General features: G+C 60.7%; 18 protein-coding genes. 12 read left to right on the top strand and 6 right to left on the bottom strand.

Annotated features, from left to right (window positions below; all coding sequences use genetic code 11):
- Positions 1-38 precede the first annotated feature (38 nt).
- Positions 39-752, bottom strand: a complete 714-nt coding sequence (locus tag K3725_RS02670) for a serine protease (RefSeq protein ID WP_260017326.1) — start codon at positions 750-752, stop codon at positions 39-41.
- A gap of 544 nt (positions 753-1,296) precedes the next feature.
- On the opposite strand from K3725_RS02670, the gene K3725_RS02665 reads away from it, so the two are divergent.
- The 4 genes from K3725_RS02665 to K3725_RS02650 all read left to right on the top strand — a co-directional run bounded on the left by K3725_RS02665 (position 1,297) and on the right by K3725_RS02650 (position 6,472).
- Positions 1,297-3,687 (top strand): methyl-accepting chemotaxis protein, encoded by a 2,391-nt coding sequence (locus K3725_RS02665; RefSeq protein WP_409201583.1) that lies wholly within the window; start codon positions 1,297-1,299, stop codon positions 3,685-3,687.
- A gap of 406 nt (positions 3,688-4,093) precedes the next feature.
- Entirely contained in the window at positions 4,094-4,825 is a 732-nt protein-coding gene (locus tag K3725_RS02660) for a response regulator (RefSeq protein ID WP_260017324.1), read from the top strand.
- A gap of 41 nt (positions 4,826-4,866) precedes the next feature.
- A complete protein-coding gene (locus tag K3725_RS02655) occupies positions 4,867-5,409 on the top strand; it encodes a response regulator (RefSeq protein ID WP_311202214.1) in 543 nt (180 codons plus the stop codon).
- On the top strand, positions 5,381-6,472 hold the full coding sequence (locus tag K3725_RS02650; RefSeq protein WP_260017323.1) for an ATP-binding protein: 1,092 nt from the start codon (positions 5,381-5,383) through the stop codon (positions 6,470-6,472). The genes K3725_RS02655 and K3725_RS02650 overlap by 29 nt, the downstream gene beginning before the upstream one ends.
- Before the next feature lie 193 nt (positions 6,473-6,665).
- On the opposite strand, the gene K3725_RS02645 is transcribed toward K3725_RS02650, so the two are convergent.
- Positions 6,666-7,280: a helix-turn-helix domain-containing protein gene (locus K3725_RS02645; RefSeq protein WP_260017322.1), complete on the bottom strand. Its 615-nt coding sequence runs from the start codon at positions 7,278-7,280 to the stop codon at positions 6,666-6,668.
- 173 nt (positions 7,281-7,453) lie between these two features.
- On the opposite strand from K3725_RS02645, the gene lpdA reads away from it, so the two are divergent.
- The 7 genes from lpdA to K3725_RS02610 all read left to right on the top strand — a co-directional run bounded on the left by lpdA (position 7,454) and on the right by K3725_RS02610 (position 16,769).
- Entirely contained in the window at positions 7,454-8,836 is a 1,383-nt protein-coding gene (gene lpdA / locus K3725_RS02640; protein WP_260017321.1) for a dihydrolipoyl dehydrogenase, read from the top strand.
- A 16-nt stretch (positions 8,837-8,852) separates the two neighbouring features.
- Positions 8,853-9,797, top strand: coding sequence for a lipoyl synthase (gene lipA, locus K3725_RS02635; protein WP_260017320.1), 945 nt, complete (start codon positions 8,853-8,855; stop codon positions 9,795-9,797).
- A gap of 25 nt (positions 9,798-9,822) precedes the next feature.
- The gene (locus K3725_RS02630) at positions 9,823-11,193 is read left to right on the top strand and encodes a sodium:alanine symporter family protein (protein ID WP_260017319.1); all 1,371 of its coding nucleotides are present in this window, start codon (positions 9,823-9,825) and stop codon (positions 11,191-11,193) included.
- 68 nt (positions 11,194-11,261) lie between these two features.
- Positions 11,262-12,359: a glycine cleavage system aminomethyltransferase GcvT gene (gcvT, locus tag K3725_RS02625; RefSeq protein WP_260017318.1), complete on the top strand. Its 1,098-nt coding sequence runs from the start codon at positions 11,262-11,264 to the stop codon at positions 12,357-12,359.
- Positions 12,360-12,380: 21 nt separating this feature from the next.
- A complete protein-coding gene (gcvH, locus tag K3725_RS02620; protein WP_260017317.1) occupies positions 12,381-12,746 on the top strand; it encodes a glycine cleavage system protein GcvH in 366 nt (121 codons plus the stop codon).
- A 61-nt stretch (positions 12,747-12,807) separates the two neighbouring features.
- Positions 12,808-15,660 (top strand): aminomethyl-transferring glycine dehydrogenase, encoded by a 2,853-nt coding sequence (gcvP, locus tag K3725_RS02615; RefSeq protein ID WP_260017316.1) that lies wholly within the window; start codon positions 12,808-12,810, stop codon positions 15,658-15,660.
- Between the two features lie 104 nt (positions 15,661-15,764).
- Positions 15,765-16,769, top strand: coding sequence for a helix-turn-helix domain-containing protein (locus tag K3725_RS02610; protein ID WP_260017315.1), 1,005 nt, complete (start codon positions 15,765-15,767; stop codon positions 16,767-16,769).
- A 68-nt stretch (positions 16,770-16,837) separates the two neighbouring features.
- On the opposite strand, the gene K3725_RS02605 is transcribed toward K3725_RS02610, so the two are convergent.
- The 4 genes from K3725_RS02605 to K3725_RS02590 form a co-directional block, all read right to left on the bottom strand.
- Positions 16,838-18,130 carry an ABC transporter permease gene (locus K3725_RS02605; protein WP_260017314.1) on the bottom strand — a complete coding sequence of 431 codons (1,293 nt, stop codon included), beginning with the start codon at positions 18,128-18,130 and terminating at the stop codon, positions 16,838-16,840.
- Complete coding sequence (locus K3725_RS02600; RefSeq protein ID WP_260017313.1) at positions 18,127-19,047, bottom strand: ABC transporter permease; 921 nt, start codon at positions 19,045-19,047, stop codon at positions 18,127-18,129. The genes K3725_RS02605 and K3725_RS02600 overlap by 4 nt, the downstream gene beginning before the upstream one ends.
- A 13-nt stretch (positions 19,048-19,060) precedes the next feature.
- A complete protein-coding gene (locus K3725_RS02595) occupies positions 19,061-20,173 on the bottom strand; it encodes an ABC transporter ATP-binding protein (protein WP_260017312.1) in 1,113 nt (370 codons plus the stop codon).
- A gap of 154 nt (positions 20,174-20,327) precedes the next feature.
- Positions 20,328-21,452, bottom strand: coding sequence for an extracellular solute-binding protein (locus K3725_RS02590; RefSeq protein WP_260017311.1), 1,125 nt, complete (start codon positions 21,450-21,452; stop codon positions 20,328-20,330).
- A 504-nt stretch (positions 21,453-21,956) separates the two neighbouring features.
- On the opposite strand from K3725_RS02590, the gene K3725_RS02585 reads away from it, so the two are divergent.
- Entirely contained in the window at positions 21,957-24,392 is a 2,436-nt protein-coding gene (locus K3725_RS02585) for an FAD-dependent oxidoreductase (RefSeq protein ID WP_260017310.1), read from the top strand.
- Positions 24,393-24,447 lie beyond the last annotated feature (55 nt).

The following is a 24,447-nucleotide window of genomic DNA, read 5'->3' as shown; positions in this document are numbered from 1 at the left end:
GAGTCTGCTCTGGCCGGGAGCAGACTTAGAGCAGGCCCTCAGCCGGCCCGGCGGATCAAATCGCTGAGCGTGGAATCCAAGGCGGTGCCGATCGACACCGGTCTCCGGCCCATGGCTGCCTTGGCGGAAATCACCGAGACCAGCCGCGGCGCCTGGCCCGGGCGCAGTTCAAGCACCGGCGACCCGGAGGCCCCGAAATCCACCAGGCATGACATCACGAGTGTCCGGCTTTTACGCGCCAGAACACTGCAGGATCGTTTCAGACTAGGCCGGGTTGCGTGATGTTGCGTGTAAGACATCACATCCAGGACATCACCGCGTTCCGCACCGGAATGCATGGCCAGCGGCTCGATCTGGCGACTGCTGATCGGGCGGTCCAGCCGCAATACTGCCAGATCATTCCCGATCTGATGCGTCCCTGACGGACGGTACCGGTACTGCGGGTGCACAACCGCCTTCACCACCTGTCGCAAGGCAACAGCGCGGCGCCCTGACAACCCGGCCTCGAACCAGATGCTTTGCGGATCGACCCGCGCACCAGTCCGTGGATCAAACAGGCAGTGCGCTGCAGTCAGCACCAGATTAGGTGCCACCAGCGCACCGGTGCACATGCTCTTGTTGGCGATGTTCAGCCGGCCAACGGCTTCCAGCCCCTGTGTCGATTCGGCGCGTGCCTGCGGCTCATCCGCAGCCGCGCCTAGGGGCATGCCCAGGGACAGGCATGCCGCAATTGCAGCAATAGTCAGTCTCATAACCCACTCCAGGTTCCCACAAGGGCATCGTCATTCAAGCGTGCGGCTGGAATGAGACCCAAAGTTGCCGGGCTGAGACCAAAAGGTGGACAGAATGCGGCAGCGTTAACAATTCCCTAACCCCCCGGTTATTGATGCTTAACCATGGCAAAAAAGCCTGCCGCTTGGCTAGGGAAAGTAAACAAAGCGTAAATATTTTTTCCAAACCAAGAACAACAAAAGAGAATCCTGTGGCTCATCCATGGCGAAATCCGGCCGGCAACGCATCTGGCTGTCGCAAGGCGAAGTCCCCGGACCAGCAAAAGGTTAACGAATCCGCCCCTTCTTAGCAGACGTCTGCCCGTGGCCATTAACCAGTCCCGCGTTTGCCGACACGCCCAATAGGTTAACACCGGAATAGTCAGTGACTGCCTAAGCAGGCCAGAGCCTCCCAGAAAAAACCAATCATTGTGAAAATTTTTTGCGCCATTTCCTGCAGCGTTAACGGATCGAAAATCAATCTGACGTTGTATCAGGCCTAATCTAAATCCCCTGCCCCGGCTCTATGCCGGCGGATGCCTGCCGGAGGTGTTACGAGAAAATGTTGCAGACTTTTAAACTTTCCCACAAGCTCCCCCTGCTGGTCGTGGGTACAGCGGTGACGGTCACCGTTGTTCTGATTAGCTTCAGTACCAGTTACTTCCAGCGCAGTGTTGTCCAAAATGCAGAGGTTGTCCTGCAATCATTGGTGCGCGACCGGGAGACTGCGCTGAACAACTACCTGGAATCGATTGAAGCGGCGATTCTCACAGTTTCCGCCGTTCCCTCAACGGCCAAGGCAATGAAAGACATGGGCGTGACCTGGGGCAGCCGGAGCGGCGGCGGCCAGGAAGAGGTCGGCAACCTGTCAATGTTTGCCTCGGCGTCATCACCCTACGATATACACTTTGAGCGGAACCACCCCGCATTCGCCGGAATTATGGAACGGCTTGGCTATTACGACATCTTCCTGATCAATCCAGAAGGTGACGTAATTTTTTCGGTCACGAAGGAAGCCGACTACGCCACCAACCTGAAGTCCGGCCCTTACAATGAAACTGGTCTCGCCAAGGCGTTCCAGCTTGCTGCGGAAGGTGAGAAAGAGAATGTCTATTTCTCTGATATCGCACCTTATGCACCGAGCGCGAACGCACCCGGTGCGTTTGCCGCGACACGTATACAAGACAGCGGCGGACGTTTCATTGGCGTGTTTGCGGTTCAGGTCGCTATTGATGAGATATCCGAAATTGTAACGGAATTCGGCGGCGAGTTGGAAACTCTGGATGTTTACCTTGCCGGACAAGATTTCAAAGCCAGAACCGCTTCCCGCCAGGACGGAGGCCACGGCATTCTGGGAGATCTGGGGCAACGCCCCCATCTCCTGGAGGCCTTTACGGCCTCTTCTGTAACAGCCGGTACCGGTGACGCGGCGGCAGGCGGCAGATTTTACCCATCAACCGCACTGGCCGACGGCAGCACCGGTGCGGCGGTTTCGACACCGGTTACATTCCGCAACCTCCGATGGGCACTGATTGCAGAACTTGACCGAGATGAAATCCTCGCGCCCGCGGCCGCCCAGCAGAAAATCATGATCCTGATCTCTCTGATCTGCGCCGCGCTGGTGTCCATCTTCGGCTGGCTTTTCGCGCGCTCTGTGACGCGTCCGATTGACCGGATCTGCGCCGACATGGAGGCCGTGTCCTCCGGCGATCTCGATACTGAGGTCGCGGCGGCCAGCCGCGGCGACGAGATCGGCAAGATCGGCAAGACTCTGGTTTCCATGCAGGACGACCTCAAGCTGGCCCGCGCCGCCGAAGAGGAACGCGCCGAAATGCAGCGCCTGCAGCAGCAGGTGGTCGAAAAACTGAGCAGCGGCCTGGTGCAGCTCGCCGACGGCGATTTCTCGCAGCCGATCACCTCTGCCTTCCCGGAGGAATACGAGCAGCTGCGGCAGAACTTCAACAGCACCGTCAGCAACCTCAGCACCACCGTGCAGCAGGTGATCGAAGCCTCCGGCAGCATCCGCAACGGCGCCGCCGAGATCAGCCAGGCTTCCGACGACCTGTCGCACCGCACCGAAAGCCAGGCGGCAACGCTGGAGCAGACCGCGGCGGCGCTGGATGAGCTGACGGCCTCGGTGAAATCCGCCGCCGACGGCGCCCGCAGCGTCGAGGCCACCATGGCCGAGGCCCGCACCGAGGCGGAGAACAACCGCGAAGTGGTGCAGAGCGCGGTCTCGGCAATGACCGAGATCGAGCAGTCCTCGAACCACATCAGCCAGATCATCAGCGTGATCGACGACATCGCCTTCCAGACCAATCTGCTGGCGCTCAATGCCGGCGTCGAGGCGGCGCGGGCGGGCGAGGCCGGCAAGGGCTTTGCAGTGGTCGCCAGCGAGGTGCGCGCCCTGGCGCAGCGCTCCTCGGATGCGGCGATGGAGATCAAGACGCTGATCTCCGACAGCTCCAAACAGGTGGAGCGCGGCGTCGATCTGGTCGGCAAGGCCGGCGAGGCGCTGCAGAGCATCGTCGAGCAGGTGACCCATATCTCGCAGCTGGTCTCCGGCATTGCCGAAGGCGCGGCGGAGCAATCCACCGGCCTCAACGAGATCAACACCGGCGTCACCCAGCTGGACCAGGTCACGCAGCAGAACGCGGCGATGGTCGAGGAGGCCACTGCGGCCGGCCACATGCTGAACACCGATGCCGGCAAGCTGGCCGAGCTGGTGGCGCATTTCCGGGTCTCCGGCGGTGCGGCCCCCGCCCGCCCGGCACCCGCGGCGGCCCCGGCTGCCAAGCCTGCCAAGCCCGCCCCTTCGGCGCATGGCGAGGACGACTGGCAGATCGAAGCCAGCCCGGCTCCTGCAGCGGCGGCCAGCAGCGGCAACGCCGCCCGCGACCTCTGGCAGGACTTCTGAGAACTCACCGGAGGCGCCGCAAAAAACCGCGGCGCCCCCGGGACCGCAGGAGTGCACCGGCGAACCGATAGCCCCTAACCCTGCCCATTCTGCTGATTGCCATCCAGACTACAGCCTTTGGGCAAACACATATGCGCCGATTGGCAGACGCTGCGACATGTCGAAACTTGTCTGTAAATTTGAAGCGTCCTGATCGCGGCAAGCTCCTATGAAAACTACAGAAAACGCCGCATCGCCCATTGAATGAGCGTAAAATCCTCCAGCCTCTGCAGATCGCTTAGTTTTCCTTAATCAACTACCGCCAAATAATACCCTAGAATGTTATTGAGTGTGTTATGCTCAACTTAAGAGTGTTTGCTGAATGGATCTTTGCTCCAAGGGCCACAGCAGTTAAAAGGGGTACAAAATGAGTGACAATGGTTTTCCAGAGGTGACAGCACCACCTTTTATGCAACCCGTGATCCTCAACATTCTTTCAGTAGATGATGACGAGATTGACAGGCTGCGCCTGAAGAAACTGTGCCGAAAGGCCGGAATGGAGGCCGAATTTTTTGAAGCCGCGAGCCTGGACGAAATGCGGCGGCAACTGGACCAGGAGCAATATGACCTCGTATTCTTGGACCATAACCTGGGCATGGACACCGGCCTTGATGCCCTGAAGCTTTTGCTGACCCACGAAGATCAGGTGCAGGCTGTGCCGATTATGCTGACAAGCGTCACCAGCTACCAGACCGCCGTGGAAGCCATGCGGCGGGGGTGTGCTGACTACATCGTCAAAGAAGAGTTGTCGGTAGACGCTCTGATCAAGTCAATTGCCTCAGCCATTGAGCGGCGGGCGCTTTATGGCCAGTTGTCCAGTGCGAGAGCTTCGGAAAAAGAGCTGAGGCGCATCTTCCAGCGCTTCATAGTCGGCTGCGGTCCGGACCTCCGGCTGCTGCTCAGCCGGACACTTGCTGGTGTCAGGGTTGTGAAATCTCAAGCCCGTCAGGACGACAGTTTTTCACCCTCTGTTCTTGCGGATGTGACAATGCTTGAGCGCAGCTGCAAAGATCTGGTGGCTTTCATGGATGATCTGGACAGCGTTATTGACGACACCCGCGAAGTGACCGCGCGTGTGTCGCCTAATCTGCTGCAATAGCAAACTGCTGAAAGGCGAATACTGATCCGGGAAACCTCAGTTTGTCCCTGGTTCACACTTTGAAAACCCCTGGCCAGAGGAGTGACGGCAGGTTGCAGTTGTCCCCTACTCCCAACCGACCGGCCCTGAGCATCATCCTAGTCGAAGATGATGATGCCGATGCGAAAGCCCTGCACAGGGCCTTCGAAAAGGCGAAGATCGCCAATCCGATCACGCGGTTTGCAGACGGCGTTGAAGCTTTGACTTTCCTGCGCGGTGAAATGAACCAAGTGCCGCCGCCCCATTTCGTGGTGCTGAGTGATATCAAGATGCCACGAAAGAATGGAATTGAACTGCTGCGGGAGATCCGGGCCGACCCTTTGCTCCATAACATCCTTTTCCTCGTGCTGACGACCTCGGATGACGAGCGAGACATCTCCGAAGCTTATGCCAAAAACGTCGCAGGCTACATTCTGAAATCCAGAGCTGGCGACATGTTTGCTGATCTCATGGCTGCGCTCGACAATTACTGGCGCATTGTCGAACTACCCGAAATTCACATTAGAAAGGTAGCTGATGACAGTTCTCAATATCCTGCTCATTGACGATGACGCCGGAGACCGGAAGCTGCTGCGCCGGCTTCTGACGAAGACACATCCCGGTGCCAGAATCACAGAAACCGAAAGCGGCGAAGCTGCGCTTGAACACGCCGGGCATCCAGCCGACGTGATTTTCCTGGACTATCTGCTTCCCGATGGAACCGGGCTGGACCTCATCGCACGGCTGAACGAAGCCTGGCCGCGAGCGGTGCTGTTTATGACCACGGGTCACGGTGACGAGGAGATCGCCAAGAGTGTTATCCTGGCAGGAGCCAGCGACTATATTCCCAAATCCGCTCTCAGCGCGGAAGCGCTCAATCGGATGATCGCAAACGGGCTGAAGGTCGCTGATATGCGTTGGCGGATCCAAGAGCAGCAAAGCGAGTTGCGGTTGTTTTCGGATGTTCTGGTCCATGACATGCGCGCGCCTCTGCGGGCCATCAAGTTTCTGAGCGAACAGATCCAGGAGGAATACGAGAGCGGCGACCTTGACGAGGTTGCCAGACAATTTGACCTAATGAAAAAATCTGTAAACAAAACGTCCGAATTGATTGAACGGCTGGCCAGCCATATCAACCCTCACAGCGAAGGGCGGGCGGAGCGCGTCACGGTTGAAAGCCTGTTTGACAGCCTGCGGGCAGTCTTGGCTCAGGACCTTGCAGTATCGGGTGCCAGGCTGAACTGGCAGTCCGGCGGATTGAGCGTTCTGTGCTTTCCGCCAGATATCGTGCAGCTCCTGCAGAACTTGGTCAGCAATGCCATAAAATACAGCGGGGGGAAGACATCTGAAATTTCCATAGTTGCAGAACCAGTCGAGCCCGGTCTGATGATCTCTGTATCTGACAATGGAATTGGCGTGCCGCCGGAATATCAGGAAAAGATCTTTGAACCCTTCAAACGGTTGCAGCGCGGCAGCGAGCAGCCCGGCACTGGTCTCGGTCTGGCGACCTGCGCCAAAATTGCCAAGCGGCACAAAGGCCTGATTTGGTGCGATCCTCAGGCAACTTCCGGTACAACAATCCGCTTTACCGTCTGCCTGGACGCAATGGACGCCCGGGAAATCGCTTGACCGCCGCTGCTGCTTTGCGCTGTATCTGACGTTTCCTTTGCCTGGAAACACATCAGGGGAGACTTGGCCCCGACCGACATAAGCGTGTTCTAGGGACGCAAAAGCGCCCCGTGCTCCCCGCTTTTTTTAGGGCGTCTCTCTCGTGAAGCACAGGCTGAGATACCAGCTGCGCGCCGCCAAACGTCTTGGCCTGTCATCCCTCCAAAGACACCCAAAGAACTCTGGCATCTTCTTCGCTGACCGAGACGCAGCCATGGCCCATACCACTGTCGTAATAAACGGAATCTCCGGCCCTCATCCGCAACGGCCGGTAGTGCTCAGTATAAAGGATCAGCTCTCCGCTCAAAACGAACATGAACTCCTCCCCCTGATGGCGGACCCAGTTATCGAACTCGGTCACATCGCGCGCCTTGATGGTGCTGATATAGGGTACCATACGCTTGCTGGTCAGCTCACTGCACAGGAGCTCGTGATCATAGGTCGAGGTTTCCTTGTGCTCGCCCTCTCCGGTCCGTGTAAAGTCCCGGCGCCCGGTGACACCGCTTTGGCTGGACTGCACAAACAGCTGCGGCGTTTCCAGTTCCAGCGTCTGCATCAGGCGGCGGATGATCTCGAAACTAGGGCGGGTCTGGTTGTTCTCGATTTTGGACAAAGTGGACCTGCCGATGGCCGCCGCCTTGGCGGCTTCCTCCAGCGTCAACCCCTTTTCCTTGCGGGCTTCGCGAATCATTTTTCCCAGGATTTCACCATCCGGGGCCTCCACGGCCTCGGGGCCCAGGCCTGTTTCTTCTGAGGGAATTGGTTCCATTTCTGCAAATTCTCCTGATCCGCAAACACTTTAGCTTTGATGTATTTTCCGGTCAAAATTTCCGTGATCGCACTTTCTGTTTGCAATAGGGAAAAAGTTTCCTATAGGAGACGCGACGTCGTATACGACTGAATACGTGCCGGTCCTGGACCGCTTTTCGGAGGAGAAACCACATGAGCGCATATGATCTGATCGTGATCGGAGCAGGCCCGGGCGGTTATGTCGCAGCAATCCGCGCCGCGCAGCTGGGTTTGAAAGTGGCCTGCGTCGAAGGCCGCGGCTCTCTGGGCGGCACTTGCCTGAATGTTGGCTGCATTCCCTCCAAGGCGCTGCTGACCTCCTCGGGCAAATATGCCGAACTGTCTCACCTTGCCGCGCATGGCATTGCGGTTGAAGGCGCCAGCCTGGATCTGAGGGCGCTGATGGCCCGTAAAGACAAGATTGTCGGCGACCTGACAAAGGGCATCGCTTTCCTGTTCAAGAAGAACGGCGTCGACCACATCGAAGGCTGGGCCAGCATTCCAGCCAGCGGTCAGGTGCAGGTCGGCGACGACACGTACATTGCAAAGAATATCCTCATCGCCACCGGCTCGGAACCCGCCACCCTCCCTGGCGTGGAGATCGACGAGGTGGACGTGCTGAGCAGCACCGGTGCGCTGGCTCTCGAAGCCGCGCCAGAGCATCTGGTGGTGATCGGCGCCGGCGTGATCGGGCTTGAACTCGGTCAGGTTTGGTCACGCCTCGGTTCCAAAGTGACGGTTGTCGAATACCTCGACCGCATCCTGCCCGGCATTGACGGCGAAATCGCCAAACTGTCCCAGCGCGCATTGAGCAAGCACGGTCTGAAGTTCCAGCTGGGCCGCGCATTGAAGACCATTGAGAAAGGCGAAACAGGCCTGACCCTGACGCTGGACCGTGTCGGCAAGGACAAAGAAGAGCAGATTGAGGCCGACAAGGTACTGGTTGCCATCGGCCGCCGCCCGGTCACAAAGGGCCTAGGCCTGGAAAACCTCGGCGTCTCCCTCAACGCCCGAGGTTTCATCGAAGTCGACGAAACCTTCCAAACCTCCATCCCCGGCATCTATGCGATCGGCGACTGCGTGCCGGGCCCGATGCTGGCGCACAAGGCCGAGGAAGACGGCGTTGCCTGTGTCGAGATGCTGGCCGGCGAACACGGCCATGTGGATTACAACACCGTCCCGGGCGTGGTTTACACCGACCCGGAGGTAGCCTCCGTCGGCCAGACCGAGGAAGCGCTGAAAGAGGCGGGCATCGAGTACATCTCCGGTAAGTTTGCCTTCATGGCCAACTCCCGCGCCCGCTCGACCGGTGAAACTGACGGTGCCGTGAAGGTTCTGGCAACGCCGGAGGGCAAGATCCTCGGTGCCCATATCTGCGGCGCGCATGGCGGCGATTTGATCGCTGAACTGGTGCTGGCAATGACCAAAGGCGCCACCGTTGAAGAGGTCTCCCGCACCTGCCACGCGCATCCGGCGATGGGCGAGGCGGTGAAAGAAGCCTGCCTCGACGCGCTTGGCCGCGCCATTCACGCCTGATCCGGAGCTTCGCCAGATGACGATCCAGCTGCGCCCCCGCCACCCGGAAAAGGCCCACAGGGCCGACAGCGCCATCCCGCGCAAACCGAAGTGGATCCGCAAAAAGAAGATCGACAGCCCGGAGTATTATGAAACCCGCAAGCTGATGCGGGAACATGATCTGGCCACCGTCTGCGAAGAGGCTGCCTGCCCCAACATCGGCGAGTGCTGGTCCAAACGCCACGCCACCATGATGATCATGGGCGAGATCTGCACCCGCGGCTGCTCCTTCTGCAACGTGACCACCGGCAAGCCGGACACTTTGGATGCGTTCGAGCCGGGCCGGGTTGCGGCGGCGGTCAAGAAGCTGGGCTTGCGCCATGTGGTGATCACCTCCGTTGACCGGGACGATCTGGAAGACGGCGGCGCAGAGCACATCGCCCAGACCATCCGTGCCACCCGCCATCAGAACCCGGGCACCACTATCGAGGTGCTGACCCCGGATTTCCTGGGCAAGGGCGAGGCGGCGCAGATAGTGTTCGAGGCGGCGCCGGATGTGTTCAACCACAACCTGGAAACCGTGCCGCGGCTGTATCCCCGCGTGCGCCCCGGCGCGCGTTACTACACCTCGCTACGTCTCTTGGATGACGCCAAGCGCGCCAATCCGCAGCTGTTCACCAAATCCGGCATCATGGTCGGCCTCGGCGAAACACTGGACGACGTGCGCCAGGTGATGGACGACCTGCGTGCGGCCCAGGTCGATTTCCTGACCGTCGGCCAGTACCTGCAGCCCACCCCAAAACACCACCCGATTGATCGTTTCTGGTCGCCGGATGACTTTGCGCAACTGGAACAGATCGCGCGTTCCAAGGGCTTTTTGCATGTGTCAGCGACACCGCTGACCCGCTCTTCGTTCCACGCGGATGAAGATTTTGCCGCCCTGAAAGAGGCCCGTCAGATGGCCTTGGAAAAGGGTAAATAACCTTAACGCAAGCGGGAGGAGACCCATGGAAGCGTTAAATTCAATCGTAGGAGCCGTAAACGGCGTGGTTTGGGGACCGATGATGCTGGTCCTCATTCTCGGCGTCGGCTTTTTCCTTCAGGTCGGCCTGAAGTTCATGCCGATCCGGAAACTGGGCATGGGCTTCGGCCTGATGTTCAAGGGCCGTGAAGCGACCGGCGAAGGTCAGATCACCCCGTTCAACGCGCTGATGACTGCGCTGTCGGCCACCATTGGCACCGGCAACATTGCAGGCGTCGCCACCGCCGTTTTCCTCGGCGGCCCCGGCGCGCTGTTCTGGATGTGGATGACCGCACTGGTCGGCATGGCCACCAAATATTCCGAGGCCGTCTGCGCCGTGAAATTCCGCGAGCGTGACGAAGAAGGCAATTATGTCGGCGGCCCGATGTACTACATTAAGAACGGCCTCGGCGCGAAATGGGCCTGGCTGGGCGTTGCCTTTGCCGTGTTCGGCTCCATCGCGGCCTTCGGTATCGGAAACGGTGTGCAGGCAAACGGCGTTGCACAAGTCCTGGAAACCAACTTCGGGCTTAACACGTCCGTCACCGGCATCGTGCTGATGGTGCTGACCGGCGCTGTGATCCTCGGCGGCATCACCCGCATCGGCGCGGTGGCAGGCAAGCTGGTTCCGTTCATGGCCGTTAGCTACATCGTCGCCGGCCTGATCGTGCTTGTCATCAACGCAGACGCCATCGGCACCGCGTTCAGCCTGGTGTTCACCCATGCCTTCACCCCCTCCGCAGCCGAAGGCGGCTTTGCCGGTGCGGCAGTTTGGGCAGCGATCCGCTTTGGTGTGGCCCGCGGTGTGTTCTCCAACGAAGCGGGCCTGGGTTCCGCTCCGATCGCGCACGCTGCAGCTGAGACCAAAGGTCCGGTCAACCAGGGCCTGATCGCAATGCTGGGCACCTTCATCGACACCATCATCGTCTGCTCGATCACCGGTCTGGCAATCATCGCCTCCGGCGCCTGGACTTCGGGTGAATCCGGTGCGGCGCTGACCTCGCTGGCATTCGAGACCTCGCTGCCGGGCATCGGCGGCTACCTGATCGCCATCGCGCTGTCGATCTTTGCCTTCACCACCATCCTGGGTTGGTCCTATTATGGCGAGAAGTGCATGGAGTTCCTGTTCGGTGTTAAGGTCATGCTGCCCTACCGCATCCTGTGGATCATCGCGATCTACTTCGGCGCCACCGCCGACCTGGGCTTCATCTGGCTGCTGGCTGACACGCTGAACGCGATGATGGCCATCCCGAACCTGATCGCCCTGGCCCTGCTGAGCCCGATCGTCTTCAAAGTGACGAAAGAGTTCTTTGCCACCGGCGGGAAATCGGAAGAAACCGGCCAGGCTGCTGAATAAGCTCTCCGGGAGGGCGCACCCTGCGCCCTCCTCCACCCCGAAACCATACAATTCAAAGGCTGCACAGGATGACCGACGCACCCAAACGCACCCCGCTTTATGACCTGCACGTCGAGCTTGGCGGCAAGATGGTCGATTTCGCCGGCTGGGAAATGCCGGTCCAGTATCCCATGGGCATCATGGGCGAGCACAAGCAGTGCCGCGAAAAGGCCGCGCTGTTCGATGTCTCCCACATGGGCCAGGTGATCCTGCGCGGCGACAACGTGGGCGAGAAGCTGGAAACGCTCTGCCCGCAGGCCTATGCCGGTCTGAAAGAAGGCAAGGCGCGCTACGGCTTCTTCACCAACGAAGATGGCGGCATCATGGACGACCTGATCGTCTCCAACGCCGGCGACCACTACTTTGTCGTGGTGAACGCCGCCCTGCGCCACCAGGACATTCCGCACATGCAGGCCAACCTGGACGGCGTAGAAGTGACTGAGATCTTCGACCGCGCGCTGGTTGCCGTACAAGGCCCCAAAGCCGAGGACGTTGTGGGCGAGCTGTGCCCCGCCGCTCGTGAGCTGAAGTTCATGGAAACCGCCATTGCCGAGATCGGCGGCGTCGAATGCCGCATCTCGCGCCTGGGCTACACCGGCGAGGACGGCTACGAAATCTCGATCCCGGAAGCAGACGCGATCCGCGTGTCCAAACTGTTCCTGGCCCATGATGACTGCGAACCCGCAGGCCTGGGCGCCCGCGACAGCCTGCGGCTGGAAGCCGGCCTCTGCCTCTATGGCAACGACATCGACCAGTCGACCTCGCCGATCGAAGCGTCTCTGTCCTGGGCAATCCAGAAGCGCCGCAAGGAAGAGGGCGGCTTCCCCGGGGCGGCCCGCATCCAGAAAGAACTGACTGAGGGCGCCGCCAAGAAACTGGTCGGCATTAAGCCCGAGGGCCGCGCTCCCGCCCGCCAGGGCGTGGAAATCCATAGCGAAAGCGGCGATACTCTGGGCGCCATCACCTCTGGCAGCTTCGGACCCACTGTCGGCGGCCCGGTTGCCATGGGCTACGTTGCGGCAGATCAAAGCGCCGCAGGCACCAAGGTGAACCTCATCATCCGCGGCAAGGCGCAGCCGGCAGAAATCGTCGCCCTGCCCTTCGTTACTCAGAACTACAAACGCTAAGACATCATCAGGAGAGTCAACATGGCCACCTATTACTCAGAAGAGCATGAATGGATCACCGTCGAAGGTGACGTGGCAACCCTGGGCATCACCCAGCACGCCGCCGACCAGCTGGGCGAAGTTGTCTTCGTCGAGCAGCGTGAAGCGGGTGACGAGTTCGAAAAAGGCGGCGAGATCGGCGTCATCGAGTCGGTGAAGGCCGCCTCCGAGATCTATGCCCCGCTGGACGGCGAAGTGATCGAGGTGAACGAAGCCCTGGCCGACAACCCCGGCGCCCTGAACGAAAGCCCGGAAGGCGACGCTTGGATTTACAAGATCAAGCTGTCGGACGCGTCCCAGCTGGAAGATCTGATGGATCTGGACGGCTACAAAGCCCTGATCGGCTAAGCTCCCCTTCCCCGCCGGAACGTCCGGCGGGGTCCATTGCCCCTCACAAGGACCCATAGACATGGCCTTCAAACTTACCGATTACGAAGCCTATGACTTCGCCAACCGGCGCCATATCGGCCCGTCTCCGACCGAGATGCGGGATATGCTGCAGGTGATCGGCTTCAAAACCCTGGACGAGCTGATCGACGCCACCGTGCCGCCCGCCATCCGCCAGAAAGAGGCGCTGGACTGGGGTCCGGCAATGACCGAGCGCGACGCCCTCTTCCACATGAAGCAGGTGGCCTCCAAGAACAAGGTGCTGACCTCGCTGATCGGCCAGGGTTACTACGGCACCACCACCCCGGCGCCGATCCTGCGCAACATCCTGGAAAACCCGGCCTGGTACACTGCCTACACTCCCTACCAGCCGGAAATCTCCCAGGGCCGCCTCGAGGCGCTGCTGAACTTCCAGACCATGGTCAGCGACCTGACCGGCCTGGACATTGCCAACGCGTCGCTGCTGGACGAAGCCACCGCTGCTGCCGAAGCCATGGCAATGGCGCACCGCGGTTCGCGCTCCAAGGCAAACAACGCGGCCTTCTTCGTCGACAAGAACTGCCACCCGCAGACCGTCGCCGTGATCCAGACCCGCGCCGAGCCCTTGGGCATCGACGTTGTGGTTGCCGATCCGGACGAGCTGGACCCGGGCGCGGTCTTTGGCGCGATCTTCCAGTATCCCGGCACCTACGGCCATGTGCGTGATTTCACCAAGGAAATCGAAGCCATCCATGAGCACAAGGGCATCGCCGTTGTGGCCGCCGACATCCTGGCGCTGGCCCTGCTGAAATCGCCCGGCGAAATGGGCGCTGATATTGCCATCGGCTCCACCCAGCGTTTTGGTGTTCCGATGGGCTATGGCGGTCCGCACGCTGCCTATATGGCGACCACCGACAAGCTGAAGCGCGCCATGCCCGGCCGCATCATCGGCGTCTCCGTCGACGCCCGCGGCAACAAGGCCTACCGCCTGGCGCTGCAGACCCGAGAGCAGCACATCCGCCGCGAAAAGGCCAACTCCAACGTCTGTACCGCTCAGGCGCTGCTGGCTGTGATCGCGTCGATGTACGCGGTCTACCACGGCCCCGACGGTATCAAGGCAATTGCCCAGTCGGTGCACCGCAAGACCTCGCGTCTGGCCGCAGGTCTCGAGGAGCACGGCTTCAAGGTGCAGCCGGAAGTCTTCTTCGACACCATTACCGTTGAGGTCGGCCCGCTGCAAAAGACTGTCATGGAAGCAGCGGTTGCCCGCGGCGTGAACCTGCGCAAGATCGGCGACAGCCACATCGGCATCTCGCTGGACGAGCAGACCCGCCCGGAAACCATCGAAGCGGTCTGGGGTGCCTTCGGCATCGAGAAGAAAGACGACAGCGTCAAGAACCGCGCCTACCGCCTGCCCGACTATGCGCTGCGTGAAAGCGAATATCTGACCCACCCGATCTTCCACAAGAACCGGGCCGAGGCAGAGATCACCCGCTACATGCGCCGCCTGGCCGACCGCGACCTGGCGCTGGACCGTGCAATGATCCCGCTGGGGTCCTGCACCATGAAGCTGAACGCGACCATCGAAATGATCCCTGTCACCTGGCCGGAATTTGGCAACCTGCACCCCTTCTGCCCGGAAGACCAGGCGCAGGGCTACCATCAGATGATCGCCGATCTGAACGACAAGCTCTGCCAGATCACTGGCTATGACGCGATTTCCCAGCAGCCGAACTCCGGTGCGCAGGGCGAATACGCAGGTCTCCTGACCATCCGCAACTACCACGCGGCAAACGGTCAGGGCCACCGCAACGTCTGCCTGATCCCGACCTCCGCGCATGGCACCAACCCGGCCACCGCACAGATGGTTGGATACAAGGTGGTTCCGGTGCGCGCGGATGAAAAAGGCAACATTGATGTCGCCGACTTCCGCGCCAAGGCGGAAGAGCACTCCGCTAACCTGGCGGCCTGCATGATCACTTACCCGTCGACCCACGGCGTGTTCGAGGAAACCGTGCAGGAAGTCTGCCAGATCACCCATGATCACGGCGGCCAGGTCTATATCGACGGCGCCAACATGAACGCCATGGTTGGCCTGGCCCAGCCGGGCAAGATCGGCGGCGACGTTTCGCACCTGAACCTGCACAAGACCTTCTGCATTCCGCATGGCGGCGGCGGCCCCGGCATGGGTCCGATCGGCGTCAAGGCGCATCTGGCAGAGCACCTGCCAGGCCACCCGGAATACGGCACCGCCGTGGGTCCGGTTTCGGCGGCTCCGTTTGGTTCGCCCTCGATCCTGCCAGTCAGCTGGGCCTACTGCCTGCTGATGGGCGGCGCAGGCCTGACCCAGGCGACCAAGGTTGCGATCCTGAATGCCAACTACATCGCCGCCCGTCTCAAGGATGCCTACAAAATCCTCTACACCTCGGAAACGGGCCGTGTGGCACATGAATGCATCCTGGACACCCGCCCGCTGGACGAAGAAGGCCACGTCACCGTGGACGACATCGCCAAACGCCTGGTCGACTCGGGGTTCCATGCCCCGACCATGTCCTGGCCGGTGGCCGGCACGCTGATGGTGGAGCCGACCGAGTCCGAACCCAAGGACGAGCTGGACCGCTTCTGCGATGCCATGCTGTCGATCCGGCAGGAGGCGCAGGACATCATCGACGGCAAGATCGATCCCCAGAACAACCCGCTCAAGCACGCGCCGCACACGGTGCGCGACCTGGTCGGCGAATGGGACCGTCCCTACAGCCGCGAGCAGGCCTGCTTCCCGCCGGGCAACTTGGGTGTCGACAAGTACTGGCCGGTGGTGAACCGGGTGGACAACGCCTATGGCGACCGCCATCTGGTCTGCACCTGCCCGCCGATGTCTGACTACGAAGAAGAGTAAGCCCAGGATTTCCGGGCTTGCCGCCCCGCCGGTGCATCCGGCGGGGCACCCCGCAGCCTTTTCGCACTGCTGCGTTCCCGCATGACCGCTCAGAGGAGAGAATGATGTCCCGTCTCGAACCGCTGACCGTGCCAGCTTCCCGGCAAACCGCTGACAGCGCGGCACTGGCCCGCTTTCACGATGTCGAAATCATTCTGCCGCAGCCGGACTCGCCCGCTGCGGCCCAGATGATCTGCGAAGTTTTCCGCGCCGCCAACGATCTGTTCCCCGACAGCGGCTACCGAACCGCCGTGCGCAATCTGGCGTCGCAGATGCGCACTGTGCCGGACGGCTGGAAGCCGCAGACCGTCATTTTCCTCGGCGGCATCTCCAACCGCTGGCCACTGAACTCCGGCGAAAAAGCCAGCTTGCAGCGGATCTGCCGCCAGGCACAGCGATGCCTGTTTGCCGGCAGCGCCATTTTCCTCCTGCCGGAAACCGGCCTCAATGCCGCAGTCGAGACCGCGGTCCATGCAAACTTTGCTGCCGCTGCGGAAGAGGAGCAGATGATCTGCGCCCCCGCTGGCACCCTGACCACCACATCGGGCCGTATCAGCACCGCTGTCAGCAGCTTTGCCGCGCTGCGCCTGCTGGCCGCCTTCCTGCGCGCAGACCGCGGTGCCTTCATCGCGGATGCGGTCTGCGATTACCTGGGCCTCGCCTTCGGCCCCGCCTCGGAACAATCCAAGGTCTCCTTGCAGCTGCGCCAGACCGCTGGCGGCGATGCGCTGGTGGTCAAGATCCTTGACCTCATGCAGCAGAACCTGGAAGAGCCGCTGCTGATCCGCGACATCGCCCAGCAGGCCGGGGTTTCTCCGCGCAAACTGGAGCGCCGCTTCCAGCAGAAAGCGCAAACCAGCCCGCTGGCGGCCTACCGCAAGCTGCGCATTGAAAAGGCGCGCCAGCTCTTGCTGCACACCACGCTGCCGCTTGCCGAGATCGTCGCTGCTACCGGCTTCGGCTCACGCAGCAGCCTGACTGAGTGGTTCAAGCGCGAGTACAAGACCAGCCCGCAGGCCTTCCGTAAACAGTATTATGCGGACCGCCATCCGGCTGGCTCCCTGGCCTGACCACATAGCCCCCTATCGAAAAAGGCGGCCCCGTCGGGCCGCCTTTGCCGTTTATTCGGATGAAACGGTCAGTTGCCGGAACCGCTGTCCTCACCGTCGCCTGACAAAGCGCCCGGATCGAAGACATTACCGAAGCCAGAGTTGTTTCCTTGCGGCTCCTGCTCTGCTTCAGGCTCTGCCTCGTCTTCGCCCGACAAGCTGCCCGGGGCAAACACACCACCGAAGCCGGAGTTATTGCCGGAGCCAGTGGATGGTGTGGACTGGGACGGGGCAGCTTCGCCTTGCTCTTCCTGCTGCTGGCGGCGCAGTTCGCGCTGGCGGCGCAGCTCTTGGATACGTTCTTCGGTCTCCAGGCGTTTCTGCTCCTGCACGTTCGCAATGCACTGCGCCGGGCTGTAGACCGTTGCCGTGCCGACCACCGCCACCGTTGCACAGGCCACAACCACCAGCGCCACCGCCGCCGCATTGGAGCTGAGGAAACCCGGCAGCCGCAGCTTGCCGCTTTCCAGCTCTTCCACGGTTGCCTTCTTGCGCGCTTCGGCCACCAGCTGCTTACGGCGGATGCTGGCCTCGTTGAAGAGCGCCGCAAACACTGTCAGCACCACGATGATGAAGGCCAGCGCCGAGATCGCGGGCGTGATGCCGTAACGCACCTTCTGCGCCAACTCGATGGTCAGCGTCGGGTATTCGCCGAAGGTGAAGGTGGTGGTGTTGTAGTTCTCGAAGCTTGCGAGGAAGGCAAGCACCGCAGCCGATGCAATGGCCGGCCGCATGAACGGCAGCAAAACCTTGCGGAAGGCCTGGGCATGGGTGGCCCCCAGATCCAGTGCCGCCTCTGTCAGCGCGATGTCATAGCGCTGCAGACGCGCCACCAGCACCAGCATGCAGTAGCTGGCGATAAAGGTGGACTGGCCGATGATGGTCAGGAACAAGCCGTTCGACAGGAAACTGTCGGCGCCAAGCCCCAGCATCCGGTTGATCCGGTCCCAGAACACCAGGGTCGAGATACCAAGCACCACACCCGGAATCAGGATCGGTGCAATGATGACGGTGTAGTAGGTCGCCCTCAGCTTAGGCCAGATTTGGGTGAGCATCAGCGCCCCCGCCAGACCCATCGCAACAGACAGCACAACCGTGCCTGCGCCCACCAGGATTGAGTTCCAGATACCGTTCAGAATCCGTTCGTCCTGGAACAGGGCCGAGAACCATTCAAACGTCAGGCACTCCCAGGGGGTCATCCGCGGGAACGAAGGTGAGTTGAAGGCAGTTGCCGACATGATCACCAGCGGCCCCAGCAGATAGGCAAAGAAGATCGCCAGGTAGACCCAAAGGCTCAGTCGCATAAAGGTAAAGTTCTTCATTTGCCGATATCCCCCATGTTCACCTTGAACAAGCGCATGACCGCCAGAACAAGCAGGATACAGGTGACCAGCAGAACCACCGCATACGCGGCACCCTGCGGCCAGTCGGAGTTGTCATTGAACTGCTGGTATATGAGCTGCGTGAACCACAGGGACGATGGCCCGCCCAGGATCTGCGGTGCTGCCAGTGCACCGGCCGACAGCATGAACACCATGGTACAGCCCGAAGATATCCCCGGCTTGGCATAGGGAATGACAACCCTTCGGTGGATCATCGGCCAGCTTGCGCCCATGTCGCGCGCGGCCTCTATCTGGTTGCGGTCGAGGCTCTCTATCACGTTGTAGATCGGGAAGATCATCAACAGGATGTAGGCATAACCCAGGCCCGCATACAGCGCGATGTCATTGCGAATGAAGTCGAAGGGCGTGTCAAAAATTCCGCTGCCCACCAGCAGGCTGTTCAGCACCCCGGTCTCACCAAAGATGATGCGCAGCGCAAAGGCGCGCAGGATCTCGTTGATCCAGTAAGGGATGATCAGCATCAGCGCAAAGATGCGGATGTGATTGCCCTTGGTCTGGGCCAGGTAGTAGGCGATCGGATAGCACAGGATCAGGTTGAAGATGGTGACGCAGACCGCCGCCACCAGGGTGCGGAAGAAAACCTTGAGGTCGACCGCGTTGTAGTCCTGGCTGCCGCCTTCGGGGCCGTAGATCAGGTATTTGTAGTTCTCCAGCGTATAGACGTCCCTGGGCCCGCCGATCTCCGGCGGCGGCAGGTTGGGACGGAACGAGAAGTCGAGCATCGACAGCTGCGGCAGGATGATAAGGCCGATGGTCCAGAACAGGACCAGGCCCAGCATCAGACTGCCCATGCCGACGCCGTTGCGTTTGAAAAACTCCCTCAGGAAGCTTGGCATGGCTAAAGCCTCCTTATTCCGCGGCCAGTTCACCGGCAGGAACACAGACGGCGTTTTTCGTCTCATATTCCAGGGTGATGTTCTGGCCGGTGTGGTCATCGAACGACTGGCCCAGGTTGGGGATCGAGACCTTCAGCTCCTTGCCGCCGTCGCCCTGCATGAAGATGTTGAAGGCATTGCCCTCGAACTCCTCATGGTTGACCTTTGCAGTCACAAAGTGGTCGCCCGTGGCTCCTTTGGGCGCCAGCGCAAAGGCTTCGGGGCGGATGAACATCATGGCGGCGTCGCCTTCCTTCATCTTGCCTTGATTGGCAGTGGAAATCCGCGCCACCAGGTCGCCTGAGCGGTTGGTGGAAATCAGTGCCTCATTGCCCATGATGCGCTTGACCTTACCGCGGAAGACGTTGTTTTCGCCCACGAATGACGCGCAGAAGGCGGTCGAGGGATCGTTGTAGATGGTCTTTCCATCGGCGATCTGGTCTATCACCCCCGCCTTCATCACCGCTATATTGTCGGACATGGTCAGCGCCTCGCCCTGGTCGTGCGTGATGTAGATGAAGGTGATGCCAACCCGCTGCTGAATTTCCCGAAGTTCGGTGCGCATGTGCTGGCGCAGTTTCAGGTCCAGCGCCGACAACGGCTCATCCAGCAGGAGCACATCAGGTTCCGCGCAAAGGGCGCGCGCAATCGCGACCCGCTGGCGCTGGCCGCCCGACAGTTCGCTGGGCAGCTTGTCGCCCTGCCCAGGCAGCGCGATCATGTCCAGGAGCTCATCCGCGCGTTTGCGGCGTTCCTTGGCGGAGGCGCCCCTGATTTCCATCGAAAACGTGATGTTTTCCCAGATCTTCATCAGCGGGAACAGCGCCAGGTTCTGGAAGATCAGCGCGGTCGGGCGCTTGTTCGGCCCGATCCCCTTCATGTCGTTTCCGCCAATCAGCACGCGCCCGTCGCTTGGCTCCAGAAAGCCCGAGACGGCGCGCAGGATCGTCGTCTTGCCGCAGCCCGAAGGCCCCAGGAAGGAAAAGAAATCCCCCCCATTGATGTTCACATTGGCATCACGCACGGCGACAAAGTCACCGAAGCGGATCCAAAGATTCTCGAGATCAACGCCGACCCCAGCACTCATTTGGCTTCTCCCCAGGGTGCAGATCCCTATTCCGGTGGCACGCCACCGGCCCCGCTAGGCCTGCTTCCTGTTTCTATTCTTTTGTGATTGCGCCGCGCGGCACATGGCTGACCCCCGGAAAAGCTCCGGGGGCCAAGTGTTTCGGGCGCGGTTGTTACGCGCTCTTGAACTTGTTGACGAACTCGGTGCGAACGTCGGCGTACCAGGGTGCCTCTGCGGGCCAGGGGTTCAGGTTGGCCAGAGAGTTGCCCGGATAGGCCTCAGCGAAGTTCTTTTTGTAAACATCACCGGAATGTCCGTCGGCACCCAGCACCGGCGAGTTGTAGCCGTGGCTGTCAATCGCCTTGCCGGCCGGCTCCTGCTCGTAGGCATAGGAGATGAAGGCATAGACCTGCTCTTCGTTCTGCGCGCCAACCGGCATCGAGATGCCGTCGACCCAGGCCATCGCGCCTTCGACCGGCGCTTGGTAGTGCACCGGCTCGCCAGCGGATTTCAGCGCCAGCGGCGGGCCGTCCCAGGTCTGGCCGACCACCACGCCTTCGTTCAGCAGGCCGTTTTTCTGGGTGTCGGCGTCATTCCAGATCAGCTTGATCCGGCTCTTGCGTGCAACGCACCAGTCGGTGACCTGGCCCCAAACCTTCCGCATTGTTTCTTCGTCGTCATAGGCCGCCCAGATCGAGCCGGGCTCCATCTCGCCCGAGGCTTCCATATAGAGGCCAGCACCCAGCATCATCGAATGCGCCCGGCCCATGGTTTTTCCGGCGTTCTCTTCCGACCAGACGTCGCCGTAAGACGGTGCGTCGCCTTCCGGCAGCCAGAGATCAGTGCGGTAGGCGATGCCTTCGGTGCCCCAGATATGCGGCAGCCAGTGCACGCCGCCGCCGCCAAAGTTCCAGGCGTCGGTGCCGATCTTGGCCATCGCCGGGTTTACAGCGTCAATGTTGACCTTGCTCATGTCAAACGGCTTCAGCAGTTCCAGCGGCCCCCACTGCAGCGAGCGGTTGTTGGTCGGCGAAACGATGTCGAAACCCTGGCCCTTGGTGGCCTTCATCTTGTTGATGATTTCTTCGTTCGACCCGATGCCGGTATAATTAACCTTGATGCCAGTCTTGGCTTCAAAGCCGGAAATAAACTCCGGCGGCAGGTAGTCCGACCACATCAGGATGTTGATCTCGCCCGAAGACGCCAGCGCGCTTTTCGAATAAAGCGGTGCCGCGAGGGCTGCAGCGCCAGCGCTTTTCAGAACGCTTCGCCGCGTCAGCTTACCAGTGTTTGTCATTTATCCAATTCTCCCTTTGGACTGCTAATTGTTGTTCTTGTTGTTTCAACGGTGAAACCTTGCGAAGGCTTGCCCGCCTCCAACAGTGACAGTTTTCAAAAACGATAAGACCAGATTTCCCATCAACTTGCGCAACATGGTGCCAGTTTCGGCACAGTTTGAGAACATCCACGACATAAACGCGATGAGAAACTATCTCTGTAGTAGCACTCTGCGCGCCGCGGAGCGGGCCGTCAACGCTCCTGCGCCGTCAGCCAGCAGAAAGCTGTATCCCTCAGGCAGGTAAAAACATCGTGACACGACCGGGGGATAGCAGACGGCCCCGCGCCATTGGCTGATCAGAGAGCCGCGGCTTCCTGACCGCCCCTCCCGCCGCACGTTCCTGCGGCGACTTCCAAAACCGCTCAATTCCGTTTTCGATTTTCTGCGAAGTGCGTCTAGCTGTCTTGCCGCAGCTGCCTTGCTGCGGCCTACATTGGAAGTATCAGCCCGGAGGTCCATTTCATGAAGTCGCGCACTATGGTTGTGGTTATCGGCGGCGGAATTGCCGGCTGCTCCACCCTCTATCACCTCACGCAGGAAGGCTGGAGCGACGTTGTTTTGATTGAGCGTAACGAGCTTACCAGCGGCACCACCTGGCACTCGGCTGCGCAGGTCACAAATTTCGGCACAAATCAGACCATGGTGGGACTGAAAAGCCATTCTATCGCGCTCTACAAGAAACTGGCAGAAAACCCCGAATACCCTATCAACTACCATCACGGTGACGGCGGCATCCGTCTGGCAAACACGCCTGAGCAGATGCAGGGCTACCGCCACTTCGCCTCCATGGCGCGCGGCATGGATGTGCATTTCGAGGTAATCGATGCCTCGGAATGCGCCCGCCGCCACCCGCTGATTTCAACAGACAACCTGACCGGCGGATTGTGGGATCCCCTGGACGGCGACATCGACCCGGCACAGCTGTGCCAGGCACTGGCCTATCACGCGCGCAGGGCCGGAGCCGAGGTTTACCGCAACACACCGGTCACGGCCCTCACCCAGCACAAAGACGACACTTGGACCGTGCACACGGAACACGGCGATATCGACTGTGATATCGTGGTGAACGCCTGCGGCTACCGGGTAAACGAGGTTGGCGCTATGATGGGGGTGCACCACCCGGTCGCCTCGATGGAGCATCAGTATTTCCTGACCGAAGACATCCCCGGCATCATAGAGGCCGACCAACGGATGCCGCTGATCCGCTGCCCGATCTCAGACTATTACTGCCGTCAGGAGAAGAACGGCTTGCTGATCGGCTTCTACGAACAGGATTGCAAGACCTGGGGCATGGACGGGATCGACCCGAATTTCGTCAACGCCCTGTGCCCCGACGACCTGGAACGGGTGATGGACGTGCTGGAGGGCGCGTTCGAGCGGATGCCCGCGCTGCGCCACGCCGGAATCCGCGCCATCGTGAACGGCCCGATCACCTATACTATCGACGGCGCTCCGCTTATTGGCCCGATCCCGGGAAAGCGCAACGCCTTCTGCGCCATCGGCTTGCGCGCGGGCCTGGGCGAAGGCGGCGGCCATGGCTGGCTCTTGGCGCAGATGATTGTGCATGGCGAGGCCTGTTATGACACTTGGAGCCTCGACCCGCGCCGTTTCACGGGCCACGCAAACGTGGAGCTGACCGCCCTGAAGGCCATCGAGGACTACCAGAACGAATTCCGCTTCCATTTCCCGCACGAGCACCGCCCGGCAGGCCGCCTGGCCAAGACCACGCCGCTCACGCCAGTGATGGCCGCCGAGGGCGCTGAATTCACAGTAGTGAACGGCTGGGAGCGGGTGGACTACATCAAGCCCGCGCCGGATTTTCACCCTTCGCTCACCTTCAGTTTCGACGAGGCCTTCAACGTGGTCGCGGCGGAAGTGAAGAACGTTCAGAACAACGCGGGCCTCTGTGAGGTTAACGGTTTCAACCGGATCGAGATTACCGGCGCAGACCGCCACAGCTTCCTCGGCCGGATGTTCTGCGGCGCGGTCATCAAACGTGCGGGCCGGGTTGGCCTTGGTTACCTTCTGAATCATCACGGCATGCTCAAGGGCGAGGCTACGGTGGCCAACTTACCCGCATCCGACCGCGGGCCGGAGCGGGTCTGGTACGGCTCTGCCGCGGCCAGCGAATTCCACGACATGGACTGGCTTGCCCAGCACATCCGGCCTGGAGAAGACGTGCAGCTCCGCTCTCTTACCAATGATCAGACCATTCTGGTTCTGGCCGGCCCGCGGGCGCGGGACGTGCTCTCGGCCTGTGCCCGGGGAGATTGGTCCCGGGACGCATTTCCTTGGTTGTCAGTGCGTGAATGCTTCATCGGCTTTACCCCCGCGACGGTGATGGGCGTCAGCTTCTCTGGCGAACTGGCCTATGAAATTCATATCCCAAACGCCTCGCTCTACGCTGCCTACCTGGCACTGCGGAAAGCCGGGGAAGAACACGGCCTCAAGCTTTTCGGTGCCCGTGCTGTGGATTCGATGCGGATGGAAAAGGGCTTTCTGCACTGGAAGGCCGATCTGATCACCGAGTACGACCCGTTCGAGACCGGTCTGGACCGGTTTGTGAAGCTGGAAAAGGGTGATTTTACCGGCCGCGAGGCTCTGCTGAAACGCCAATCTGAAGGTCCGCGCAAGAAGCTGGTCACATTACAAGTCGATGCCACGCATGCCCCTGTCCACGGTGGTGCCTCCTTGATGCGAGGCAGCAAGGTCGTTGGCACCGTGACCTCCGGCAGTTGGGGGCACCGGGTGGGTATCAACCTTGCTTATGCCTTTGTCGCGCCGGACCTGGCTGCCGAAGGCTGCACCATGCAGCTCGACCTTTGCGGAGATCTGTTCCCGGCTAAGGTGATCGCACCGTCGCCTTACGATCCAAGCTTTGACCGTATCCGCGGCTGATCCTTTCCTGAACAGCAAAACGCCCGGGGAAGTCCCCGGGCGTTTTTTCCTTTGC

Origin of the sequence: Leisingera sp. S132 (genome assembly GCF_025144465.1) — a bacterium.
GTDB lineage: Bacteria > Pseudomonadota > Alphaproteobacteria > Rhodobacterales > Rhodobacteraceae > Leisingera.
This window is presented reverse-complemented; position numbering and strand designations above follow the sequence as displayed.

What these genes read in the sequence shown, in the direction of transcription:
- K3725_RS02665 (WP_409201583.1), top strand. Translation starts at nt 1,297, where the DNA reads ATGCCGGCGGATGCCTGCCGGAGGTGTTACGAGAAAATGTTGCAGACT.
- K3725_RS02645 (WP_260017322.1), bottom strand. Translation starts at nt 7,280, where the DNA reads ATGGAACCAATTCCCTCAGAAGAAACAGGCCTGGGCCCCGAGGCCGTG.
- K3725_RS02670 (WP_260017326.1), bottom strand. Translation starts at nt 752, where the DNA reads ATGAGACTGACTATTGCTGCAATTGCGGCATGCCTGTCCCTGGGCATG.
- K3725_RS02630 (WP_260017319.1), top strand. Translation starts at nt 9,823, where the DNA reads ATGGAAGCGTTAAATTCAATCGTAGGAGCCGTAAACGGCGTGGTTTGG.
- K3725_RS02605 (WP_260017314.1), bottom strand. Translation starts at nt 18,130, where the DNA reads ATGAAGAACTTTACCTTTATGCGACTGAGCCTTTGGGTCTACCTGGCG.
- lpdA (WP_260017321.1), top strand. Translation starts at nt 7,454, where the DNA reads ATGAGCGCATATGATCTGATCGTGATCGGAGCAGGCCCGGGCGGTTAT.
- K3725_RS02595 (WP_260017312.1), bottom strand. Translation starts at nt 20,173, where the DNA reads ATGAGTGCTGGGGTCGGCGTTGATCTCGAGAATCTTTGGATCCGCTTC.
- K3725_RS02610 (WP_260017315.1), top strand. Translation starts at nt 15,765, where the DNA reads ATGTCCCGTCTCGAACCGCTGACCGTGCCAGCTTCCCGGCAAACCGCT.
- gcvT (WP_260017318.1), top strand. Translation starts at nt 11,262, where the DNA reads ATGACCGACGCACCCAAACGCACCCCGCTTTATGACCTGCACGTCGAG.
- K3725_RS02650 (WP_260017323.1), top strand. Translation starts at nt 5,381, where the DNA reads ATGACAGTTCTCAATATCCTGCTCATTGACGATGACGCCGGAGACCGG.
- K3725_RS02590 (WP_260017311.1), bottom strand. Translation starts at nt 21,452, where the DNA reads ATGACAAACACTGGTAAGCTGACGCGGCGAAGCGTTCTGAAAAGCGCT.
- K3725_RS02660 (WP_260017324.1), top strand. Translation starts at nt 4,094, where the DNA reads ATGAGTGACAATGGTTTTCCAGAGGTGACAGCACCACCTTTTATGCAA.
- lipA (WP_260017320.1), top strand. Translation starts at nt 8,853, where the DNA reads ATGACGATCCAGCTGCGCCCCCGCCACCCGGAAAAGGCCCACAGGGCC.
- K3725_RS02600 (WP_260017313.1), bottom strand. Translation starts at nt 19,047, where the DNA reads ATGCCAAGCTTCCTGAGGGAGTTTTTCAAACGCAACGGCGTCGGCATG.
- gcvH (WP_260017317.1), top strand. Translation starts at nt 12,381, where the DNA reads ATGGCCACCTATTACTCAGAAGAGCATGAATGGATCACCGTCGAAGGT.
- gcvP (WP_260017316.1), top strand. Translation starts at nt 12,808, where the DNA reads ATGGCCTTCAAACTTACCGATTACGAAGCCTATGACTTCGCCAACCGG.
- K3725_RS02585 (WP_260017310.1), top strand. Translation starts at nt 21,957, where the DNA reads ATGAAGTCGCGCACTATGGTTGTGGTTATCGGCGGCGGAATTGCCGGC.